Source organism: Solwaraspora sp. WMMA2101, assembly GCF_049179175.1.
GTDB lineage: Bacteria > Actinomycetota > Actinomycetes > Mycobacteriales > Micromonosporaceae > Micromonospora_E.
This window is the reverse complement of record NZ_JBMHMA010000006.1, coordinates 777,468-794,837: the sequence shown is the minus strand read 5'-3', so window position 1 is coordinate 794,837 and position 17,370 is coordinate 777,468. Positions and strand designations below refer to the sequence as shown.

General features: G+C 71.9%; 16 protein-coding genes. 11 read left to right on the top strand and 5 right to left on the bottom strand.

Annotation, left to right across the window (positions count from 1 at the left end):
- Positions 1-71: 71 nt before the first annotated feature.
- From ACN28F_RS04110 to ACN28F_RS04090, 5 genes are all read left to right on the top strand, one after another.
- Positions 72-494, top strand: a complete 423-nt coding sequence (locus ACN28F_RS04110; protein WP_289206789.1) for a hypothetical protein — start codon at positions 72-74, stop codon at positions 492-494.
- A 4-nt stretch (positions 495-498) separates the two neighbouring features.
- Positions 499-1,437, top strand: a complete 939-nt coding sequence (locus ACN28F_RS04105) for an FAD:protein FMN transferase (RefSeq protein ID WP_289206788.1) — start codon at positions 499-501, stop codon at positions 1,435-1,437.
- Entirely contained in the window at positions 1,434-2,801 is a 1,368-nt protein-coding gene (locus ACN28F_RS04100; protein WP_421357032.1) for a ferric reductase-like transmembrane domain-containing protein, read from the top strand. Before ACN28F_RS04105 ends, ACN28F_RS04100 begins: the two co-directional genes overlap by 4 nt.
- A 12-nt stretch (positions 2,802-2,813) precedes the next feature.
- Positions 2,814-3,059: a ferredoxin gene (locus ACN28F_RS04095; protein WP_289206786.1), complete on the top strand. Its 246-nt coding sequence runs from the start codon at positions 2,814-2,816 to the stop codon at positions 3,057-3,059.
- 135 nt (positions 3,060-3,194) lie between these two features.
- Positions 3,195-4,097 (top strand): DUF2726 domain-containing protein, encoded by a 903-nt coding sequence (locus tag ACN28F_RS04090; RefSeq protein WP_289206785.1) that lies wholly within the window; start codon positions 3,195-3,197, stop codon positions 4,095-4,097.
- A gap of 213 nt (positions 4,098-4,310) precedes the next feature.
- Here the strand turns inward: ACN28F_RS04090 and ACN28F_RS04085 are convergent, their stop codons facing one another.
- The 4 genes from ACN28F_RS04085 to ACN28F_RS04070 form a co-directional block, all read right to left on the bottom strand.
- Positions 4,311-4,655, bottom strand: coding sequence for a histone-like nucleoid-structuring protein Lsr2 (locus ACN28F_RS04085; protein ID WP_289206784.1), 345 nt, complete (start codon positions 4,653-4,655; stop codon positions 4,311-4,313).
- A gap of 517 nt (positions 4,656-5,172) precedes the next feature.
- Positions 5,173-5,721 carry a hypothetical protein gene (locus tag ACN28F_RS04080; RefSeq protein WP_289206783.1) on the bottom strand — a complete coding sequence of 183 codons (549 nt, stop codon included), beginning with the start codon at positions 5,719-5,721 and terminating at the stop codon, positions 5,173-5,175.
- Between the two features lie 193 nt (positions 5,722-5,914).
- Positions 5,915-6,910 (bottom strand): prenyltransferase/squalene oxidase repeat-containing protein, encoded by a 996-nt coding sequence (locus tag ACN28F_RS04075; protein WP_289206782.1) that lies wholly within the window; start codon positions 6,908-6,910, stop codon positions 5,915-5,917.
- Positions 6,907-7,812, bottom strand: a complete 906-nt coding sequence (locus ACN28F_RS04070) for a terpene synthase family protein (protein ID WP_289206781.1) — start codon at positions 7,810-7,812, stop codon at positions 6,907-6,909. The genes ACN28F_RS04075 and ACN28F_RS04070 overlap by 4 nt, the downstream gene beginning before the upstream one ends.
- 386 nt (positions 7,813-8,198) lie before the next feature.
- On the opposite strand from ACN28F_RS04070, the gene ACN28F_RS04065 reads away from it, so the two are divergent.
- The gene (locus tag ACN28F_RS04065; RefSeq protein ID WP_421361247.1) at positions 8,199-10,319 is read left to right on the top strand and encodes a sulfatase-like hydrolase/transferase; all 2,121 of its coding nucleotides are present in this window, start codon (positions 8,199-8,201) and stop codon (positions 10,317-10,319) included.
- A gap of 125 nt (positions 10,320-10,444) precedes the next feature.
- Positions 10,445-10,627 carry a hypothetical protein gene (locus tag ACN28F_RS04060; RefSeq protein WP_282227967.1) on the top strand — a complete coding sequence of 61 codons (183 nt, stop codon included), beginning with the start codon at positions 10,445-10,447 and terminating at the stop codon, positions 10,625-10,627.
- Between the two features lie 114 nt (positions 10,628-10,741).
- Here the strand turns inward: ACN28F_RS04060 and ACN28F_RS04055 are convergent, their stop codons facing one another.
- Positions 10,742-11,254, bottom strand: a complete 513-nt coding sequence (locus ACN28F_RS04055; RefSeq protein ID WP_421357031.1) for a hypothetical protein — start codon at positions 11,252-11,254, stop codon at positions 10,742-10,744.
- A 384-nt stretch (positions 11,255-11,638) separates the two neighbouring features.
- Between ACN28F_RS04055 and ACN28F_RS04050 the strand changes: the two genes are divergently transcribed.
- From ACN28F_RS04050 to ACN28F_RS04035, 4 genes are read left to right on the top strand one after another with little or no spacing between them, the layout of a single operon-like run.
- The gene (locus tag ACN28F_RS04050) at positions 11,639-13,297 is read left to right on the top strand and encodes an ABC transporter substrate-binding protein (protein ID WP_421357030.1); all 1,659 of its coding nucleotides are present in this window, start codon (positions 11,639-11,641) and stop codon (positions 13,295-13,297) included.
- A 22-nt stretch (positions 13,298-13,319) separates the two neighbouring features.
- Complete coding sequence (locus ACN28F_RS04045) at positions 13,320-14,330, top strand: ABC transporter permease (protein WP_421357029.1); 1,011 nt, start codon at positions 13,320-13,322, stop codon at positions 14,328-14,330.
- Positions 14,330-15,226 carry an ABC transporter permease gene (locus ACN28F_RS04040; RefSeq protein WP_421357028.1) on the top strand — a complete coding sequence of 299 codons (897 nt, stop codon included), beginning with the start codon at positions 14,330-14,332 and terminating at the stop codon, positions 15,224-15,226. Before ACN28F_RS04045 ends, ACN28F_RS04040 begins: the two co-directional genes overlap by 1 nt.
- A 5-nt stretch (positions 15,227-15,231) precedes the next feature.
- The gene (locus ACN28F_RS04035) at positions 15,232-17,361 is read left to right on the top strand and encodes a dipeptide ABC transporter ATP-binding protein (protein WP_421357027.1); all 2,130 of its coding nucleotides are present in this window, start codon (positions 15,232-15,234) and stop codon (positions 17,359-17,361) included.
- The last annotated feature ends 9 nt before the right edge of the window (positions 17,362-17,370 follow it).

Sequence of the window (17,370 nt, the reverse complement as noted above, 5' to 3'; positions counted from 1 at the left end):
GGACACGGTGCCATCGATCGGCGGCGCTGCAAATCGTCGGGTGGGGTACGCCGCCGGTCGATGTTCGGGTGATGCCTGACGGGTTGAACCGGGTGACGGTCGTAGCCGTATCCCGGTTTGACGGCGGGGGCCCGCCGACGCTGACGCAGGAGGCGACGTTGGGGGAGCGCGAACGCGGATACCGGCGGGTCACGATGCTCACCGGTGGTCTGGCGGCGGTGAGCATCGCCGGCACACTCGGTGTCGCCATGGCGGCACACGCCGCGCACACCGCGGAGCAGGAGACCGTCGTCCCGTCCGGTGTCGTACCCGGTGGTGCGCCACCACCGGCGGCGGAGGACGGCCAGCCCGCGCCGGACACCGCGCCGGACGAGGCACCCCCGGCCGCCGCCGACCCGGCCGCCGAGGCCGGCGAACAGCCGTCGGCCGAGGAGTTCCCCGAGGTCACCGACGGCGGGGGCGGGCCAGGCCAGGCCACGACCGGCGGGTCGTGACCCGATGCCGCTGCTGGAGACTCTGCCGGTGGGGCGGGACTGTGCACAGTGGCAGGTGTGGGGGACGCTGGCCCGGGTCGTGGTGACCGACCCGGCCGCGGTGCCGGCCGCCCGGGCGATCGTCGAGGACGTCCTCGACGCCGTCGACGCCGCCTGCAGCCGGTTCCGGCCCGATTCCGAACTTGTCCGGGCCAGCCGGGCCGGTGGCGCGACGGTGCCGGTCAGCCCGCTGCTCGCCGGCCTGCTGTCGGTCGCCCTGCGCGCCGCGCGGGACACCGACGGTGCGGTGGATCCGACGGTCGGCGCGGCGCTGTGCCGGCTCGGCTACGACGACGATCTCCACTGGGTGACCCTGCACGGGCGGCCCGCCGTCGGCCCGCCGGCACCGCTGGCCGTGGACTGGCGCCAGGTCCGGCTCGACAGCAACGGGTTGACCGTGCCGGACGGCGTACAACTCGATCTGGGGGCGACCGCGAAGGCCTGGGCCGCCGACCGGTCCGCCCGCGACGTGGCCCGACGCTGTGGGGTCGGTGCCATGGTGGCCCTCGGCGGGGACATCGCCACCGCCGGTGCCGCCCCGCAGGGGGGCTGGCGGATCCGGGTCCAGGACCAGCCCGACGACCCGTACTGCGTGGTCGAGCTTCCGGCTGGCGCGGCGGTCGCCACGTCCAGCACGGTCAGCCGGCAGTGGCTCGCCGGGGACACGACGATGCACCACATCGTCGACCCACGTACCGGACTGCCGGCAGGGCGGGTATGGCGCAGCGTGTCGGTGGCCGCCTACACCTGCGTGCGGGCCAACACATTGAGCACGGCGGCGCTGGTACGTGGCGCGGCCGCGCCAGGGTGGCTCGCCGACCTCGGCGCGTCGGCCCGCCTGGTGGCGGCCGACGGCACGGTGCGCACCGTCGGCGGCTGGTCGGCCAAGGAGGAGAGGTCGTGACGGAAGCCGGGTGGTTCGTCGCGCGCGGCACCGGGGTGATGGCACTCATCCTGCTGTCGGTGGTGGTGGTGCTCGGGGTCGGCAGCAGATCCGGGCGGCCGGCGTTCGGCCTGCCCCGGTTCGCGGTCAGTCTGGTGCACCGCAACGCGGCTCTGCTGTCGATCGGGTTGCTGACCGTCCATGTCGTGACCCTGCTGTTCGATCCGTACGCCAAACTCCGGGTGTACGACCTGTTCGTCCCGTTCGGCGCCGAGTACCGGCCGCTCTACATGGGGATGGGCACCGTGGCCAGTGACGTCATGCTGGTCCTGGTGGTGACGAGCCTGCTGCGTCGGCACCTACGGCCCCGGCTGTGGCGGGCGTTGCACTGGCTGGCGTACGCCTCCTGGCCGGCGGCCTTCGGCCACTCCATCGGTACGGGTACCGACAGCGGCGAGCTCTGGATGCTGGCCGTCAGTGCCGTCTGTCTGGTCGCGGTCCTCGGCGCGCTCGGCTGGCGATTCGTCCTGTGGCTGCGCCCCCGACCACGACAGCCAGGTGTCGCCGCCCCGGCCCGCCGGGTGCCGGACGCCGTCGCGGCCCGCCACGCGTCGGACGCCGCCCCGGTCCGTCGGGCGGCCGGCGGCTCCACCGACGGTGTCGAGGCGCGGCCGGCGCGGCAGTGGTCCTATCCGTCGACCGCCGACGGCTCCGCACCGGCGGTTTCCGGGTACGCCAGCACGACCACCAGTGGCAGTCTGCTCGACATGTACCGCAAGCCGGCTACCAGCTACCAGCCGGTGAACGCGTCGGCTGCGGCGAACGACCCACCAGCGGCGTACGGCGGGTCCGAAGGGTACGGCGGATACAGCGGCGGATACGGCCAGGCGATCCACTCCGAGGACGTTCAGACGCGGGACCCCTACGCCGCCGGCCACGCGGACCCGGGCCCCGCCGAGTCCGGCTACGCCGCCGCCGGCTACCCCGACCCGGGCTACCCCGACCCGGGCTACCCCGACCCGGGCTACGCCGCCGCTGGCTACGCAGGCCCGGGCTACCCGGCGAACCCTGGCTACGCCGATCCTGGCCCGCCGTACCAGGTGCCTGGTACCGCGTCCGATCCGGACTGGTCGGACGATCTGCGGTACCAGCCGGCCGCCGAGTACGTGGCCATGTACCGGGGGGAGGGTTACGATCCGGTCGGCCCGGCATATCCGGCAGTGGACCCGGCGCACGACACTGGTACGGATCCGGCATACGGTGCCGATCCGGGACCGACCTACGACGCCACGGACATGTACCGCCGGACGACCTACCCACCGGCCGGGGAGTCCAACAGCTATCGTGATGACCCGCACGCGGTCTCCTCGGGGTGGCGCCGTTAGGAGTGACGACAGGTGAAGCAACCGGATGGTGCGCGGCTGCAGATCGACTGGGCCCGCTGTGACGGCCGTGGGCTGTGCATCGAGTTCCTTCCGGAGTTGCTGACCCGCGACGACTGGGGCTTCCCGGTGTCGGTCGACGGCAGCCGGGAACCGGTCGTGCCGCCAGCGCTGCGCCGGCACGCCGACCGGGCGGTGGCGAACTGCCCGGAACTGGCGTTACGGCTGCTCCCTGGGTCGGCCGCCGCGACCGGCGGCTGAGTTGCCCTGGGTGGGTCGCCGCGACCGGCGGCGGTCGGTGGCCGTCGGTGGGCGTCGCCCGGGAACATTTAGCATGGTCGGCACCCGTGCCGACCGCGGCGCGGTGTGGTTCGCTGCGACGTGACGGACAGTTCGATGACCAACGACAACGGCTCCCGGCAATCCTGGCTGCGCCCACTGCCCGGCCCTGCGGAACACACCGCCGCGCTCGCGCGCGGTGCGCTGTTCGAGCGTGCGGGCCGGGTCGTCCATCCCGACCGGCGGCTCAGCCAGATAGCGGGCCGTCGCCCGCCGGGTGTGACGACGCGTCAGTGGAGCGTCGCGACCCGGGCGCAGTTCGACTTCGTGGTGTGCGACGCGACCGATCACCGGCCGGAATTCGTGGTCACCTTCGTCGACCCGGCGACGCGGTCAGCCGAGCAGCAGCGGGACGAGCGGATGACGGACGCGGTCTGCGAGGCACTCGGTCTGGAACTGTTGCGCGTCGAGTCGCCGGCGTTCGCTGCTACCGGGCCCGGCCGCCGTATCGTCGAGTACATCCTGGACGCGCGAGCGTTCCAGCGCATCGGCGGGGTGGACCCGGAGGATGCCACTGCCGGGCAGACCGGTTACCGCGACATCGTGGGTCGGCTGCCCGACGGCCGGACCGGGTACGTCAACGATCTGGGCGCGGTGGCCCGGGCGCGGGCCGTGGAGGCCTTCGTCGGTCGACAATTGTCCGACCCGCTGCTGCGTGGGCTGCACGTACGGTGGAAAGACGGATCGGCGGAGGGGTGGGCATGGCTGTCGGTACGCGAAGGTCGTTTTCTGTTTGAGCGGGTGCGGATCTGTCCGCACCGGCTGCAGTGCGGGATTGAACCGGCACGATTCGCCGAGGATCTGGCGGCGGCCGCCGTCGGAGAGCGGCTGAAGACACTCGAACTCGTCGAGCCGGAGTTGTGCGACCGCGCCCAGCTGCGTCAAAGGTTGCGCGACCTGCTGGAGAGCCGCGCTCAGATGAGCGGCGAGTTCGCGTTCGATCATGTGGCGTTCGACTGATTCCGCCGAGCGGCCGCCGAACACGAATCCGGGTGGGCCCGGATGCGGCCGCCGGACCGGGGCCGGTGTCGACCGACCACGGCTGCCGGTGGTGGGCGCCGACGGATGATCCGCTGTACCGCCGGAGGGATTCCCTTCCGGCGGTACCGTCGGCACCGATACCTGACCGGGCCACCTGCCGGCACCTGTGCCCGCAATTGCCAGGGGCGTGGGTCAGCCCTTGTGGTAGGCGGCGATCACGTTCGCCGGGATACGGCCCCGTTCCGAGACCGCGTAGCCGTTCTTGGCTGCCCATTCACGGATCGCCCGGTTCTGTTCGCGGTCGGACCGGGCCGGCGGTGCCGTGTAGCTGCCCCGCCCTCCTCGCCCCGCAGCGGTGCTACGGCTGACCCTGGTTCCGGCGGCGATGTAGGCGTCCAACGCCTTGCGTAGCTTGCCGGCGTTCTTCTCGGACAGATCTATGGTGTAACTGACACCGTCCAGCGAGAACTCCACCGTCCGATCGGCCTCGCTGCCGTCAAGGTCGTCGGTCAGCAGAGTAATGACTTTCTTGGCCACAGGTGCTCACTCCTCGGGATACGGCCGTGTTCGGAATTGAGTCTGACGCATTGCCATGCCAATCCGCAACACTTCCGTCATTGTCCGTGGTCCGTCGGTCGCCGTCCGGGCCCGCATCGATCTCGTTCCGGGCGGCATTTACCGCTGGCCAGGGCCGGTGCCCGGGGGTGAATCCCTCGACTTGGCCGGGCAATGCGGACGCCGGCCGGGTGATCGCGGCCGGACGCACCGGCCTGCCGGTCGTCGACGTGGGATGGCCCACAAACCATTACCGGCGGCGGCCCGCCTGTCTAGCATAGAGGTGCAGTGATGCTCGCCTGGTTCAGGCGACGACCGCTCAGGGCGGTGAGTGTCCGGTTCGGACGCTCGGTAGCTGCCGTTTGATGGACGTGGGTGCCGGCCTCGAGCATTTGCCCGAGGCCGGCGCTCATGTGCATTCCGGATGATCAGGTCCGGCGCCCGCAACGAGTCGTGGCCCCGCTGACCAGGTCAGCGGGGCCACGACGGGGCCAGTCGGTCAGCGTAGCCAGGCGTTGCGCCGCACGATCGCCAGGCTCGTCCACCAGCCGGCGAGGCTGTAGCGCAGGCCCGCGCCGGTGGCTGCCAGCCCCAGCAGCACCAGGCCGTACACCAGGTGGTCGTCGAGGAACGGATTGTTCGCGATCGGCAGCGCCGCCAACCACATGAGGCCCAGCAGCAGCGAGCCGGAGACTGCGGCGATCCACATTCCGATGCCCAGGATCAGCGCGACGCCGATGCCGGCCAGCCCGGCCATGAACAGCCAGTCCGCCCAGGCCTGGCCCGCCATACCGCCGAAGAAGCCGCCGAACGGACCTTCCACGTTGCTCAGGTAGCCGGTCGTGGGCGAGCCGCCGTTGAGCCAGGCCCGCTCGCTCGGGGTGGCCTTGCCCAGGCCGAAGAGCTTGTCGAGGAAGGCCCAGAGAAAGATGAATCCCAGGGCAATTCTGGCCACCGCCCAGATCGCGGTGCCGAATCGGGGTGCCGTAGCGGTGGTGGACTGGTCGCGCCCGCTGACTGTTGCCGGGTGAGTGGTGTGTGCCGCCATCTCGATCCCCTCCCCTGTCTGATCGATGTCGGTGTCGGTACCGGTTCTACCGACACGTCAAGGATCAGGCACTGGCGGACACCCGGGACAGGGCCGGAGGTCCCGCCGGCCTGTGTCGTTGGTCAAGGTCCGGCGCTGGTCGCCGCGCCGTCGTCGGCGGTGGCCAGCGCCCCCGGGGCCGGCACGAGCGCGGTCACCCCTCGCCGTCGGCCACCTGTCGGGCGAGATGCCCGGCGGCGACGATGCCGGCCCGCACGACGCGCCCCGACCGGCCCGGCCCACCGCCGACCGTGTCGGGCCGGGGGTCCGGCCACCGGCTGTCCGGTGTGCCAAGGTGGGTGCGGCCGCGGTCGGCCGCCTGCGCCATCCGGGCACTGGGCGGGTCGGTGGTGGCCAGCAGCACCTGCAGCGCGTACCCGGTCTCCTCGGCGGTGCCTGACCAGCGCCCCCAGGATCCGTCGGTCCGTTGAGTACGCAGCACCCAGTCGACGGCGCGCAGCACCGCGGCGGAGGCACGGGCGCCCAGGCCGGCCTCCTGCAGCGCCAGTGCACAGCAGGCTGTGGTGGCGTAGGGCGAGTCGGCGGGCCGGCCGGGCCAGGACCCGTCGGGGAGCTGCTGGTCGCAGAGGCGGGCGCTGACGGTACGTCGGGCCGCCATCACATCGCCGTAACGCCTGCCGGCGTCGCCGGCGGCGAGCGCCTCGAGCAGGTACGCCTGGGCGGTCACCGGCGCGGGCGGGTCGGCGCGCTGGTCGCGCAGCGTCGTCGCGTGGTCGAGCAGCGTCGTCGGGTCCGTGGGGCGGCCGAGCAGCGCAAGGGCGTACGAGATCAGCGCGGTGGCGCCGACGTCTGCCGCCGCCTGCCGTCCGGACGGGTCCGGTGCCTGTCCTGTCGACGGGCCCGGTGCCGTCGGATTGGCGGGCCCGCTCGGCCGTACCGCGGCCTGGAGCGAATCGATCAGCTCCGGCGCGACCAGGATCGTCAGGTCCACCCGCAGCAGGGTGCTCAGCACCCGGGCGCGCTCGACGGCGGCGGCCACCTCGTCGCCCGGTCCGGCCGTCGTGAGCAGCTGGTCGACGAGATCCTGGGCCGGCCGGGTCCAGTCGTGGTCGAGTGGGGTCGGTTGCCGACGGCGCGGGGGGTGTGACAGCCGGGTGAGGGTGCCGGGCCAGATGTCGGTGATGGTCACAGTCCACCCCAGAGGTCGGTGATCCGGTGGAAGCCGCTGCTGAAGCCGAGTTGGCGCGACAGGTAGCTGGCGTGGTGCGGACAGCGGACCTCCAGCGGACGCAGCAGCTCCCGGCAGCGGTCGACGAGGTGGCCGATCTGCTCCTGCAGGGTGATCCGGTCGGCCGCCAGGAGGGTGTCGAGTCCGCCGGACGCGCTGTCCCGCCCGGGTGGCGCGGCGAGGTCGGCGACCAGCCGCAGCACCCGCTGGACCTCGCGGCTGACGGTGATCAGCTCGTGCAGGTGGGCGATGGCCGGACCGTCGCCCAACCGGAGCCAGTGGGTGAGGTCGACGAAGGTGGTGCCGATGGTCGCGGCGTTGTCGAGGTACTCGTGCAGGCTGGGTCGGTGACCGGCCGGCTCGGCCCGCTGGGCGGCCCGCCAGCGCCATTCGCGGTGCAGGGCGGTCAACATCCGTTCCAGCTCGGCCCACCACAGGCCACGTCGGGCGGCGAAGGCAGGTGACGGGGTGAGCTCGGCGACGATTTCGGCGAGGAACCGGCCGAGGTCGTCGTGCTGTCCGGCGGGTGCCCCGTGCGCGACGGCCCGGCAGCGGTCGATCAGGACGATGACGTCGTCGTCGGACCCGGTGTGCCGGATCCGCCAGTGCGCCGCGTACCCCCAGATGGTGGCCCGGTTGGCTGACCGCAGCTGCTCCGGGGTGCACCACGGGGCGGCGAACGCGGTGGCCATCGCGACCGCCGCGAAGACCGACGGGTCGAACGGCCGGTGGGGCAGCAGCTCCGGGTATGTCGTGGCGCGGGTCGCCAGGTCGCGGTGACCGGCGGTCGCGATGGCGCAGATCCTGCCCTGCTCCGCGGCGGACTGCAGGGCCTCGCCGGCCGACGAGGAGACCGTCCGCATCAGACGGTCCCGGGGGCGTGGCGGGTCGCCTGGCGGGGGTGCGCCGAGCGCAGGGCTGACGCGTTGGGCATTCGATCACCTGTACGTGGTCTCGTCCGTCACCTGACTGCTGGGTCAAGCCGGCGTGATGGTGACTCCATGGAAGCGAAAGATGACTTTCGGATGATCATGCCACGATGGTGAGGGTTAATCTAGTTTCATAGATGTTAAGTTCCTTTGCCGAAAAGGGTTCCTGTGGCGAGGTGCGCTCCTGGTCAGGTATGCGACAGTGTGCCGTCGGGTGGTCGGGGCGGGTGTGATAGGAGTGCACCGTGACCGAGCCGGAGCCTGACGACCGTACCAGCGTGACCGATCCGCCGGCCCCGCCGCTAGGTGACTCAGCGAAGCTGGCGGATGACCCGACGGAGCCGGCCGGTGACCCGGCACGCTCGACCGGTGCTTCCGTCCAGCGGACTGGTGATTCCAGCCGCCGACCGGCCTGGCACAGCCTGCTGGAGCTGACCGCGCTCAGCGGGTTGGCCGTCACCCAGCCACTGCTCGACGTCATCGGCCGCAGCCCGGATTTCTTCTTCTTCCACGGCGCGGGCGTCCCTGCGGTGCTCACCCTGGTGACGATCGTGGCCCTCGGCCCGCCGCTGGTGCTGTGGGGCGTCGAACGGCTGGCCGGCCTGGCCGGCGCGGCCGCCGGTCGGTGGACCCACCTGTTGCTGCTCGGCGGGCTCGGCACGCTGCTGGCGGTCCAGGTCGGCAAGTCGCTCACCGGCCTGCGTGGCCCGCTGCTGCTGGCAGCCGCCACGGCGGTGGCGGTGGCGGTGGTCGTGGCGTACGCACGGTTCACCGTGACCGCACAGGTGCTGCGGGTCGCGGCGGTCGGGCCGTTGGTGTTCGTCCTGCTGTTCGCCCTCGCGTCGCCGTCGTCGGCGGTGCTGCTCGGCGGCGAGGCGTCGAGCACGGCCGGTCGCAGCATCGGCCCGCACCCACCGGTCGTGATCATCCTTCTGGACGAGTTCCCGCTGATCTCGCTGCTCGACGAACGGGGTGAACTCGACGCCGACAGGGTGCCGCACTTCGCCGAGTTCGCGGCGGACGCCACCTGGTACCGCAACGCGACGGCGGTCAGCGGCAAGACGGTCTCCGCCGTACCGGCAATGCTGACCGGTCGGTACCCGACCGGCGAGGTCACCCCGCACTACTCGCAGCACCCGGAGAACCTGTTCACCCTCCTCGGCCCGCAGTACCAGATCGAGGCGTGGGAGAACGTCACCCAGCTGTGCCCTCCGGAACACTGCCGGGGCCGGCCAGGGCAGGCGCGGGGGAGCCTGCCGGTCATGCTGCGGGAGACCGCCACCCTGTACGGCCAACTGGTCTCACCGACCGATTCGCTGGTGGACCCGGCCGACAGCTTCCGGGAGCCGACCGTCGCCGACGACATCCGGGCCAACGACAAGGCTCCGGAGACCGGCCCGGAGTTCCGGATGAGCCGGCTGTCGGAGAACCAGCCGGCCCGGTTCACCGAGTTTCTCACCTCGTTGCGTCCGCAGGAGGATCCGACGCTGCACTTCCTGCATCTGCTGATGCCGCACTCGCCGTGGACGTACCTGCCGTCGGGAACCCGCTACCACGGCCCCGCCGGCCTGCCCTGGGACGGCACCTGGTGGGCCCGACTGACCCATCAACGGCACATCGAGCAGGTCGGCTACACCGACGTACTGATCGGTGAGGCGATGCGGACCCTGCGTGAGTCCGGGCTCTACGACGACGCGCTGATCGTGGTGACCGCCGACCACGGCGGCAGCTTCACCGAGGGCGTCGCCGGCCGCGAGATGGACGCCGAGTTCCGGGCAGCGCCCGAACTCGCCTGGGTGCCGCTGTTCGTCAAGGAACCGGGTCAGCGGGCCGGCCGCGTCGACGACCGCAACTGGGAACACGTCGACCTGCTGCCCACCGTCGCCGACCACGCCGGCATCGAGGTGCCCTGGCGCACCGACGGAATCTCGGCGCTGCGCGAGCAGCGCGAGACCACCGACAAGCGGTTCGACCAGCAGCCGGGGCAGCCGATGACGATGGACGGACCGACCCTGTTCGCCACCGTACGAGCGGGCAGCAGCGCTCGGCCCGTCTGGCCGCCGCTACCGGCCGCCGAGCTGATCGGCACCTCGGTCGACGATCTCACGGTGACCGGTACCGGGCCGCCGGCGACCGTGGCGAACCTGCCGGCGTACGGCGACGTCGACCCGGACAGCGGCCTGCTGCCGGCGTTGGCGCACGGCACCCTGCCCGACTCGGTGCCGGTCGGCGCGCCGATCGCGATCGCACTCAACGGTCGGGTCGGCACCGTGGTACAGGCCGCCCGGGACCGGACGGGACAGATGCGGTTCGTCGGGCTGATCCCGGACGAGGAGCTGTTCGTGCCGGGCCGCAACGAACTGGAGCTGTTCCTGATCACCACCGACGGCGCCGGCACCGCCCCGACGACGGCGCTGCGGATGCCGACGGCGGCGGACTGACGACGAGCTGTTGGCGATCGGGCGTCGTCTCCGCTGGCGTCGGGCAGGCGTACCGGGGCGGGTCGATGGGTATGAGTTCGCCGAGAGCACGTGGCGGACACCCCGTCGCGACGAAGGAGGCGACCATGGTCGGCAGGATGATCAAGCGCTGGGCGGTCGTGGCGATCGCGGTGCCGTTGGCGGCGGCTGGCGCGCGCAAGCTCAGTTCGGTGGTGGAGTCGCGCCGGGGTCCGTCGCGCACCTCGAACCTGCTGCGCCGGGCCGGCGACATGATGCACCAGAACAAGCGCCGCCGCGCCTGGCGGTAGCCGTACCCGTGGGCTGCCCGGCCTCCGGCCGCCGACGTTTCGCGGCGCGGGGCCGGGCATCCGCTTGTGCGCCGGGCACCCATGAGGTGTCGGCCGGGTGCCCTTCGGGGGTGGTCAGGACGGGCAGTTGCCGGCGGCCTGACGGTTGGCGATGGCGTCGTCGGCACCGGATGCGTACTCGACGAGCATGCCGCCGCCCGGGTCGAACCGCCAGGTGTCCTGTTCCAGCCGCATCGAGCTGTTGCCGACGGTGTCGTCGCGTCGCCAGGTGAGGTCGACCGCGGTCTCGCTGACCGGATTGACCTCCTGGAGCTCGAACTCGACCCCGTCCTGAACCGGACAGGCTTCGTTGGTGGTGACGAAGACCTCCTCCGGGACGGACTTCTTGGCCTCCTCGGTCCACAGCTGCCACGCGCCGGACCAGTCGCCGCCGGCGATCAGACTGAACTCCTGCTGGGCGACGCCGAGCGCGTCGGCCACGTTGACCTGGATCGGTTCCCTGGTCTCGGGCGCGGAGACGGCCGGGGCCGTCGGGGTGCCCGGGGTACCGCCGGACGCGGTGCCGCAACCGGCGGTGAGCGTCAGGGCGGCCACTGCGATGAGTACGCTCGCGGTCCAGCGGCGCATGCCACTTCCTCCTTGTTCGGTGCGCCTCCGGCAGGTTACGGACGGTGGGAGCGCTACCAGAGGTCAGTCTGGCAGCTTAGGCCCCGTATCAACTTTTGTCGATCACGTCGGGTCGCTGGCCCGGTGGTCGGATCTGATGTATCAGCTGTGTGAAATCTCGTGAACAAGTTGCTTCTGCGTGGCTCGGCCATTCGGCCTTGTCGTGTGGCCAGTTGCGTGATTGTCGCGGTGAACGGGTTTCACCTCTTGTTCACTAGCGTTCAGCCTGATAGAACACGGGGAGTGGTTGGTTGAACTCCGCTACCCAGCTCGCCGAACGCTTCACGCACAGTCACCGCTAGTTTCTCTGGTAACCCTCGCCGTTGACGACGGAGGACTTCTCCCATGGCTGGTACCTCTCCGCGTGGCGAATCCGCCTCGCCCGCCCTCTCCCGCCGGTCGGTGCTCCAGCTCGGCGGCATCGGCACGTTGCTGTTCGCCACCGGTGCCTGCGCCTCCGGGTCGCGTACCGACAGCTCCGGCAACGCCTCGCCGGGCACCGGCACCGACACCCTGCGCATCGCGGTCTCCAGCTACCTCAGCAGCTGGGACCAGGACTTCGTGGGCTTCGACCCGGTCGCCCTGATGCTGTACAAGAACGTCTTCCCGTACATGATCGACTACGGGGTGACCGAGGCCGACGGATCCCGGATCCTCGACACCGAGAACATCGTGGCGACCTTCGCGGAGTCGTTCGAGCCCAACGCCGACCAGACGGTCTGGACCCTCAAGCTGCGCCAGGGCGTCACCTTCGCCAGCGGCAACGAGATGACCGCCGCCGACGTCAAGTGGTCCAAGGACCGCGCCTTCGCCGCCCAGGCCAACGTCGCCGGCATCTACCGCACGATCGGGCTGACCGAGCCGGACCAGGTCCGGGTGGTCGACGACTACACGGTCGAGTTCACCCAGGCCTTCCCCAGCGCGCTGACCCGACAGATCCAGGCCATCTCGCTGTACGTGTTCGACTCCGAGGAAGCGAAGAAGCACGCCACCGACGCCGACCCGTGGGCCACCGAGTGGTTCGCCAACAACGCCCCGACCGGCGGCTACTTCAACGTCGAACGGGCCGTGCAGGGCCAGGAGATCGTGCTCACCGCCAACGAGAACTACCCCGGGCCGGACCCGGCGCAGGCCGGGACCATCCGGATCTCGGTGGTGCCGGCCGCCGCCAACCAGCGACTGCAGCTGCAGGCCGGTGACATCGACGTGGCGCTGGGCATCAGCCAGCGCGACATCGCCGACCTCAAGTCCGCCGACGGCATCAAGGTCATCTCGGCGGCCAGCAACGAGCAGGTCGCCATCCAGATGTCGGTGACCACCGCGCCGTTCGACAACGTCGACGTGCGCAAGGCCCTGGCCCACGCGGTGCCGTACGACCAGATCATCAACAACGTGTACGGCGGCGACGCCCGCCCGACGAAGAGCCTCGTGCCGCTGGACATGCCCGGCTACGACGAGCGCGGGTACCCGTACGGCTACGACCCGGACGCCGCCCGCGCCGCGCTCGCCGCCACCGGGGTCGACCAGATCACCTCCGAGCTGGTCTACGCCACCGACAACGACACCCAGCAGCAGATCGCGGTGCTGGTCCAGAGCGAGGCCCGCAAGGTCGGCATCGAACTGGAACTGACCCCGCTGGACCCGGCCACCCTGGCCGAGCGTCGGCAGCAGAAGAACATCCCGCTGCAGATCACCTCCGGTCAGCTGTGGGTCAACGACGTCGAGTACATGCTGGCCACCAGCTTCGTCGACGGCGCCAACCTCAACTACTCCAACTACGTCAACCCGGAGCTGGAGGAGATCTACGAGCGGTCGCACACCATCGTGGACGCCAACGAGCGCAACGAACTGTGGCTGCGGGTCCAGGAGATCCTCGCCGCCGACGTGCCGTGGGTCATCCTCTGCCAGCCCAACTTCAACCTGCCGGTCCGCGAACAGGTCGCCGGCTGGGTCCAGCCCATGGACGGGCTGGCCCGGCTGCGCTACCTGAGCGCCTCGGCCTGACCGCCGGCGGCGACCACCCCTCATGCGCATCGCCCGCTTCGTCGTCCGGCGGCTGCTGCAGCTCGTCCCGGTGCTGCTCGGCGTGATCGTCGCGACCTTCGTCCTGGTCCGGGTCCTGCCCGGGGACCCGATCCGGACCATCCTCGGCCCCAACGCCACCGAGGTGGAGGCCGCGGCGGCGCGCGCCCGCTACGGCCTGGACCAGCCACTGTGGAAACAGTTCCTGGACTACCTGGGCGGGCTGGCCACCGGCGACCTCGGCACGTCGATCCAGAGCGGCAACGCGGTCGCCGGTGAACTGGCCCTGCGGGTCGGCCCCACCCTGCAACTGGTGGTACTGGCGGTCACCGTGGCGGTGCTCCTCGCCGTGGTCGGCGGCATCTGGTCGGCGCGCCGCGCCGACCGGGCCGCCGACCACGGCATCCGGGTGCTCGCCCTGATCGGCAACTCGGTGCCGGAGTTCTGGCTCGGCCTGGTGCTGGTCCTGGTCGGCTACAGCATGCTCGGCTGGTTCCCGGCCCCCAGCGGCCGGGTCGACCCGGACACCAACCTCACCCCGATCACCGGCGCCGAACTGATCGACGCCGCGCTGACCGCCAACGGGCCGGCGTTCACCTCAGCGCTCGGGCACCTGGCGTTGCCGGTGGCCACCCTGGCGATCGTCGTCGTGGCGCCGCTGCTGCGCAGCGTCCGCGCCTCCGCCCTGGAGGTGCTGCACTCCGAGGCGTACACCGCCGCCGCCGCGCACGGGCTGCGCGACCGGCTGCTGCGCCGCGGCTACCTGATCCGGGCCACCCTGGTACGGCTGCCGTCACTGGCCGCGCTGGTCTTCGGCACCGCGATCGGCTCCACCGTGCTGATCGAGTACGTCTACTCGTGGCAGGGCTTCGGCCAGTGGGCGCTGCGCGGTCTGCTCTACCGCGACTTCCCGGTGGTGCAGGCCGCCGTACTGCTCATCGCCGTCTGCTACGTGCTCGTCTTCCTGATCGCCGACGTCGTGCACGCGATCCTCGACCCGAGAGTGAAGATCTGATGGTTGACCTGCGCGCGGCCGGCGGCCCAGGCGACAGCGCCGACGACGCCGCCCCGGTGGTCGCCACCGCGACGGCCCGGGGTGGCCGGTTCGCCACCGTGCTGATCGCCGTCGGCGCGACGATCCTCGCCGTGGTGGCGTTGGCCGCGCTCGCCGCACCGCTGCTGTCGTCGTGGGGCCCGGAGGAGATCGACCCCGCCGGTACGCTGCTGCCACCCGGCGGCAGCCACCTGCTCGGCACCGACATCAACGGGATGGACGTGTGGAGCCGGGTGCTGCACGCCGGCCGGCTCGACCTGGGCATCGCGGTCGCCGCCGTCGCCCTCGCCGTCGTCGCCGGCACCACCCTGGGGCTGGTCGCCGGCTACTTCGGCGGCTGGATCGACGACGTGCTGATGCGGCTGCTCGACATCTTCCAGGCGTTCCCCACCTTCATCCTGGCCCTCGCGGTGGCGGCCCTGCTCGGCGGCGGCACGGTCAACCTGATCCTCACCATCGCCCTGGTCAACGCCCCCGGCTACGCCCGGCTGGTGCGCGCCGAGGTCCGCTCGGTCCGCGAGCTGCCGTTCATCGACGCCGCCGTCACCTCCGGCGCGTCCCCGGTCGGGGTGCTCTGGCGGCACGTGCTGCCCAACAGCCTCACCCCGGTACGGGTGATCGCCCCGCTGGGCTGCGGCTGGGCGATGCTGACCCTGGCCGGGCTGTCCTTCCTCGGGCTGGGCATCGCGGTGCCGACCGCCGAGTGGGGGTCGATGATCAGCCTCGGCTCACCGGACGTGGTCGCCGGCCGCTGGTGGACCTCCGTACCGCCCGGATTGTTTCTGCTGGTCAGCGTGTTCGGGTTCAGCCTGCTCGGCGAAGGCCTGCAGGAACGCGCCGAAGCGAAACGGCGGTGACCGCGATGGATTCGACCACGACGACCCGCGAGCTGCTCGCCATCGAGAACCTGTCGGTGCTGATCCGTCGGCCCGGCCGGCAGGTCGCCGCGCTCAGCGACGTCAGCCTGCACGTCGACCGGGGCGAAGTGGTCGGCCTGGTCGGCGAGAGCGGCGGCGGCAAGTCCATGGTGGCCCGCTCCATCGTCGGACTGCTGCCCGGCGGCGCGCAGGCCACCGGCCGGGTCCGCTTCCACGGCGGCGATCCCACCGACGACCCCACCGCAGGCTCGGGTGACGGTGGTCCGGTCGACGTGCTGCGGCTCGGACCGGAGCAGCTGCGCCGCCACCGGGGCCACGGCGCGGCGATCTGCTTCCAGAACCCGCGCGGCGCGCTGAGCCCCACCCGTACCGTCGGCCGGCAGTTGGTAGACCGGCTCGTCACCCATCAGGGCATGACCCCGCAGCAGGCCCGCGAGACCGCCGGGGAACTGTTCGCCGCCGTCGGCATCCGCAGCCCGCAGCGACGGTTGGCGGCGTACCCGCACGAACTGTCCGGCGGGATGGCGCAGCGGGTGATGATCTCGCTGGCCACCGGCTGCGCGCCCGGCCTGCTGATCGCCGACGAACCCACCACCGGCCTGGACGTCACCCTGGCCCGGGAGATCCTGCGGCAGTTCCGCCACGCCGCCGACACCGACCGGCGCGGCGTACTGCTGATCTCGCACGACCTGGCCTCGATCGCCGAGGTCTGCGACCGGGTCGTGGTGCTCTACGCCGGCACCGTGGTCGAGAGCGGCCCGGCGGCCACGGTGCTGCGCGCGCCGGCCCACCCGTACACCCGGGCGTTGCTCGCCTCGGTGCCCGACGTCGACGGCCGGCCGGTCCGGGCCACCGCCGGTGGCATGCCGCTGCTGACCGCGCCACCACGGCAGTGCCCGTTCGTGGCCCGCTGCGCGCACGCCACCGACCGCTGCGCCGAGCGGCGCCCGCCGACCGGCGCGGTCCCGGTCGCCGCCCCGACCACGGCGGCGGCCCCGACCACCGGCCCGACCACCGGCGCCGCCGGCTGGACACTGGCCTGCTTCCACCCGCAGACCGGCCCGTCGACCGTCGAGGCGATCCCCGCCGACCCATCGGTGCCGGAGCCGGGGCGGCCGGCGGAGCCTGCTGCCGTCGGCGACCGGACGGTGCTGCGGATCACCGACGCCCACGTGGTCTACCGCAACCGGTTCGGTCGCGGCGGGCACCACGCGCTGCGCGGCGTCGACCTGACCGTGGCCGCCGGTGAGACCCTCGGTGTGGTGGGGGAGAGCGGCTGCGGCAAGTCGACCCTGGCCAAGCTGATCCTGGGGCTGGTCGAACCGGCCGAGGGCACCGTGGAGATCGGCGGGGCCCGGATGGCCGAGCTGCGCGGCCGGGCGCTGCGCCGGCTGCGGACCCGCGCCCAGATGGTCTTCCAGGATCCGTTCGGGTCGCTCAGCCCGCGCCGCAGCGTCGCCGACGCCATCGGTGAACCGCTGCGCGCTCTCGGCGTACCGGCCGACGAGCGGGCCGAGCGGGTCGGCGCGGTGCTGGACCGGATGGGCCTGGACCGGTCGATCCTGGCGCGGCGCCCACACGAACTCTCCGGCGGTCAGGCCCAGCGGGTCGGCATCGCCCGCGCCCTGGTCGGCGACCCTGACCTGATCGTCTTCGACGAACCGACGTCGGCGTTGGACGTCACCGTGCAGGCACAGATCCTGGAGGTGATCCGCGACGTCGCCGCCGACCGCGACCGGGGCTCGATCTTCATCTCCCACGACCTGGCCACGGTACGCGGGTTCGCCGACCGGGTGATCGTGCTCTACCTGGGCCGAATCGTCGAGGAAGGCCCGGTCGACGAAGTCTTCACCCACCCGGCGCACCCGTACACCCGGGCGTTGCTGTCCAGCGCACCGAGCCTTGGCGCCGGCTTCGGCGGCGGCCGGGTCGAGCTGCTCAAGGACCTGGAGGACGCCGACGCCGAGGCCGGCTGCCCGCTCGCCGCCCGCTGCCCGTTCGCCACGGCCCGCTGCCGCACCGAGGACCAGCAACTGCAGCCGTACGGGCACAGCCGGGTGGCCTGCTGGCGCGCCCCGGAGATCCCCGACCTGCTCACCGAATCCGAAAGGTGACCCCACGAC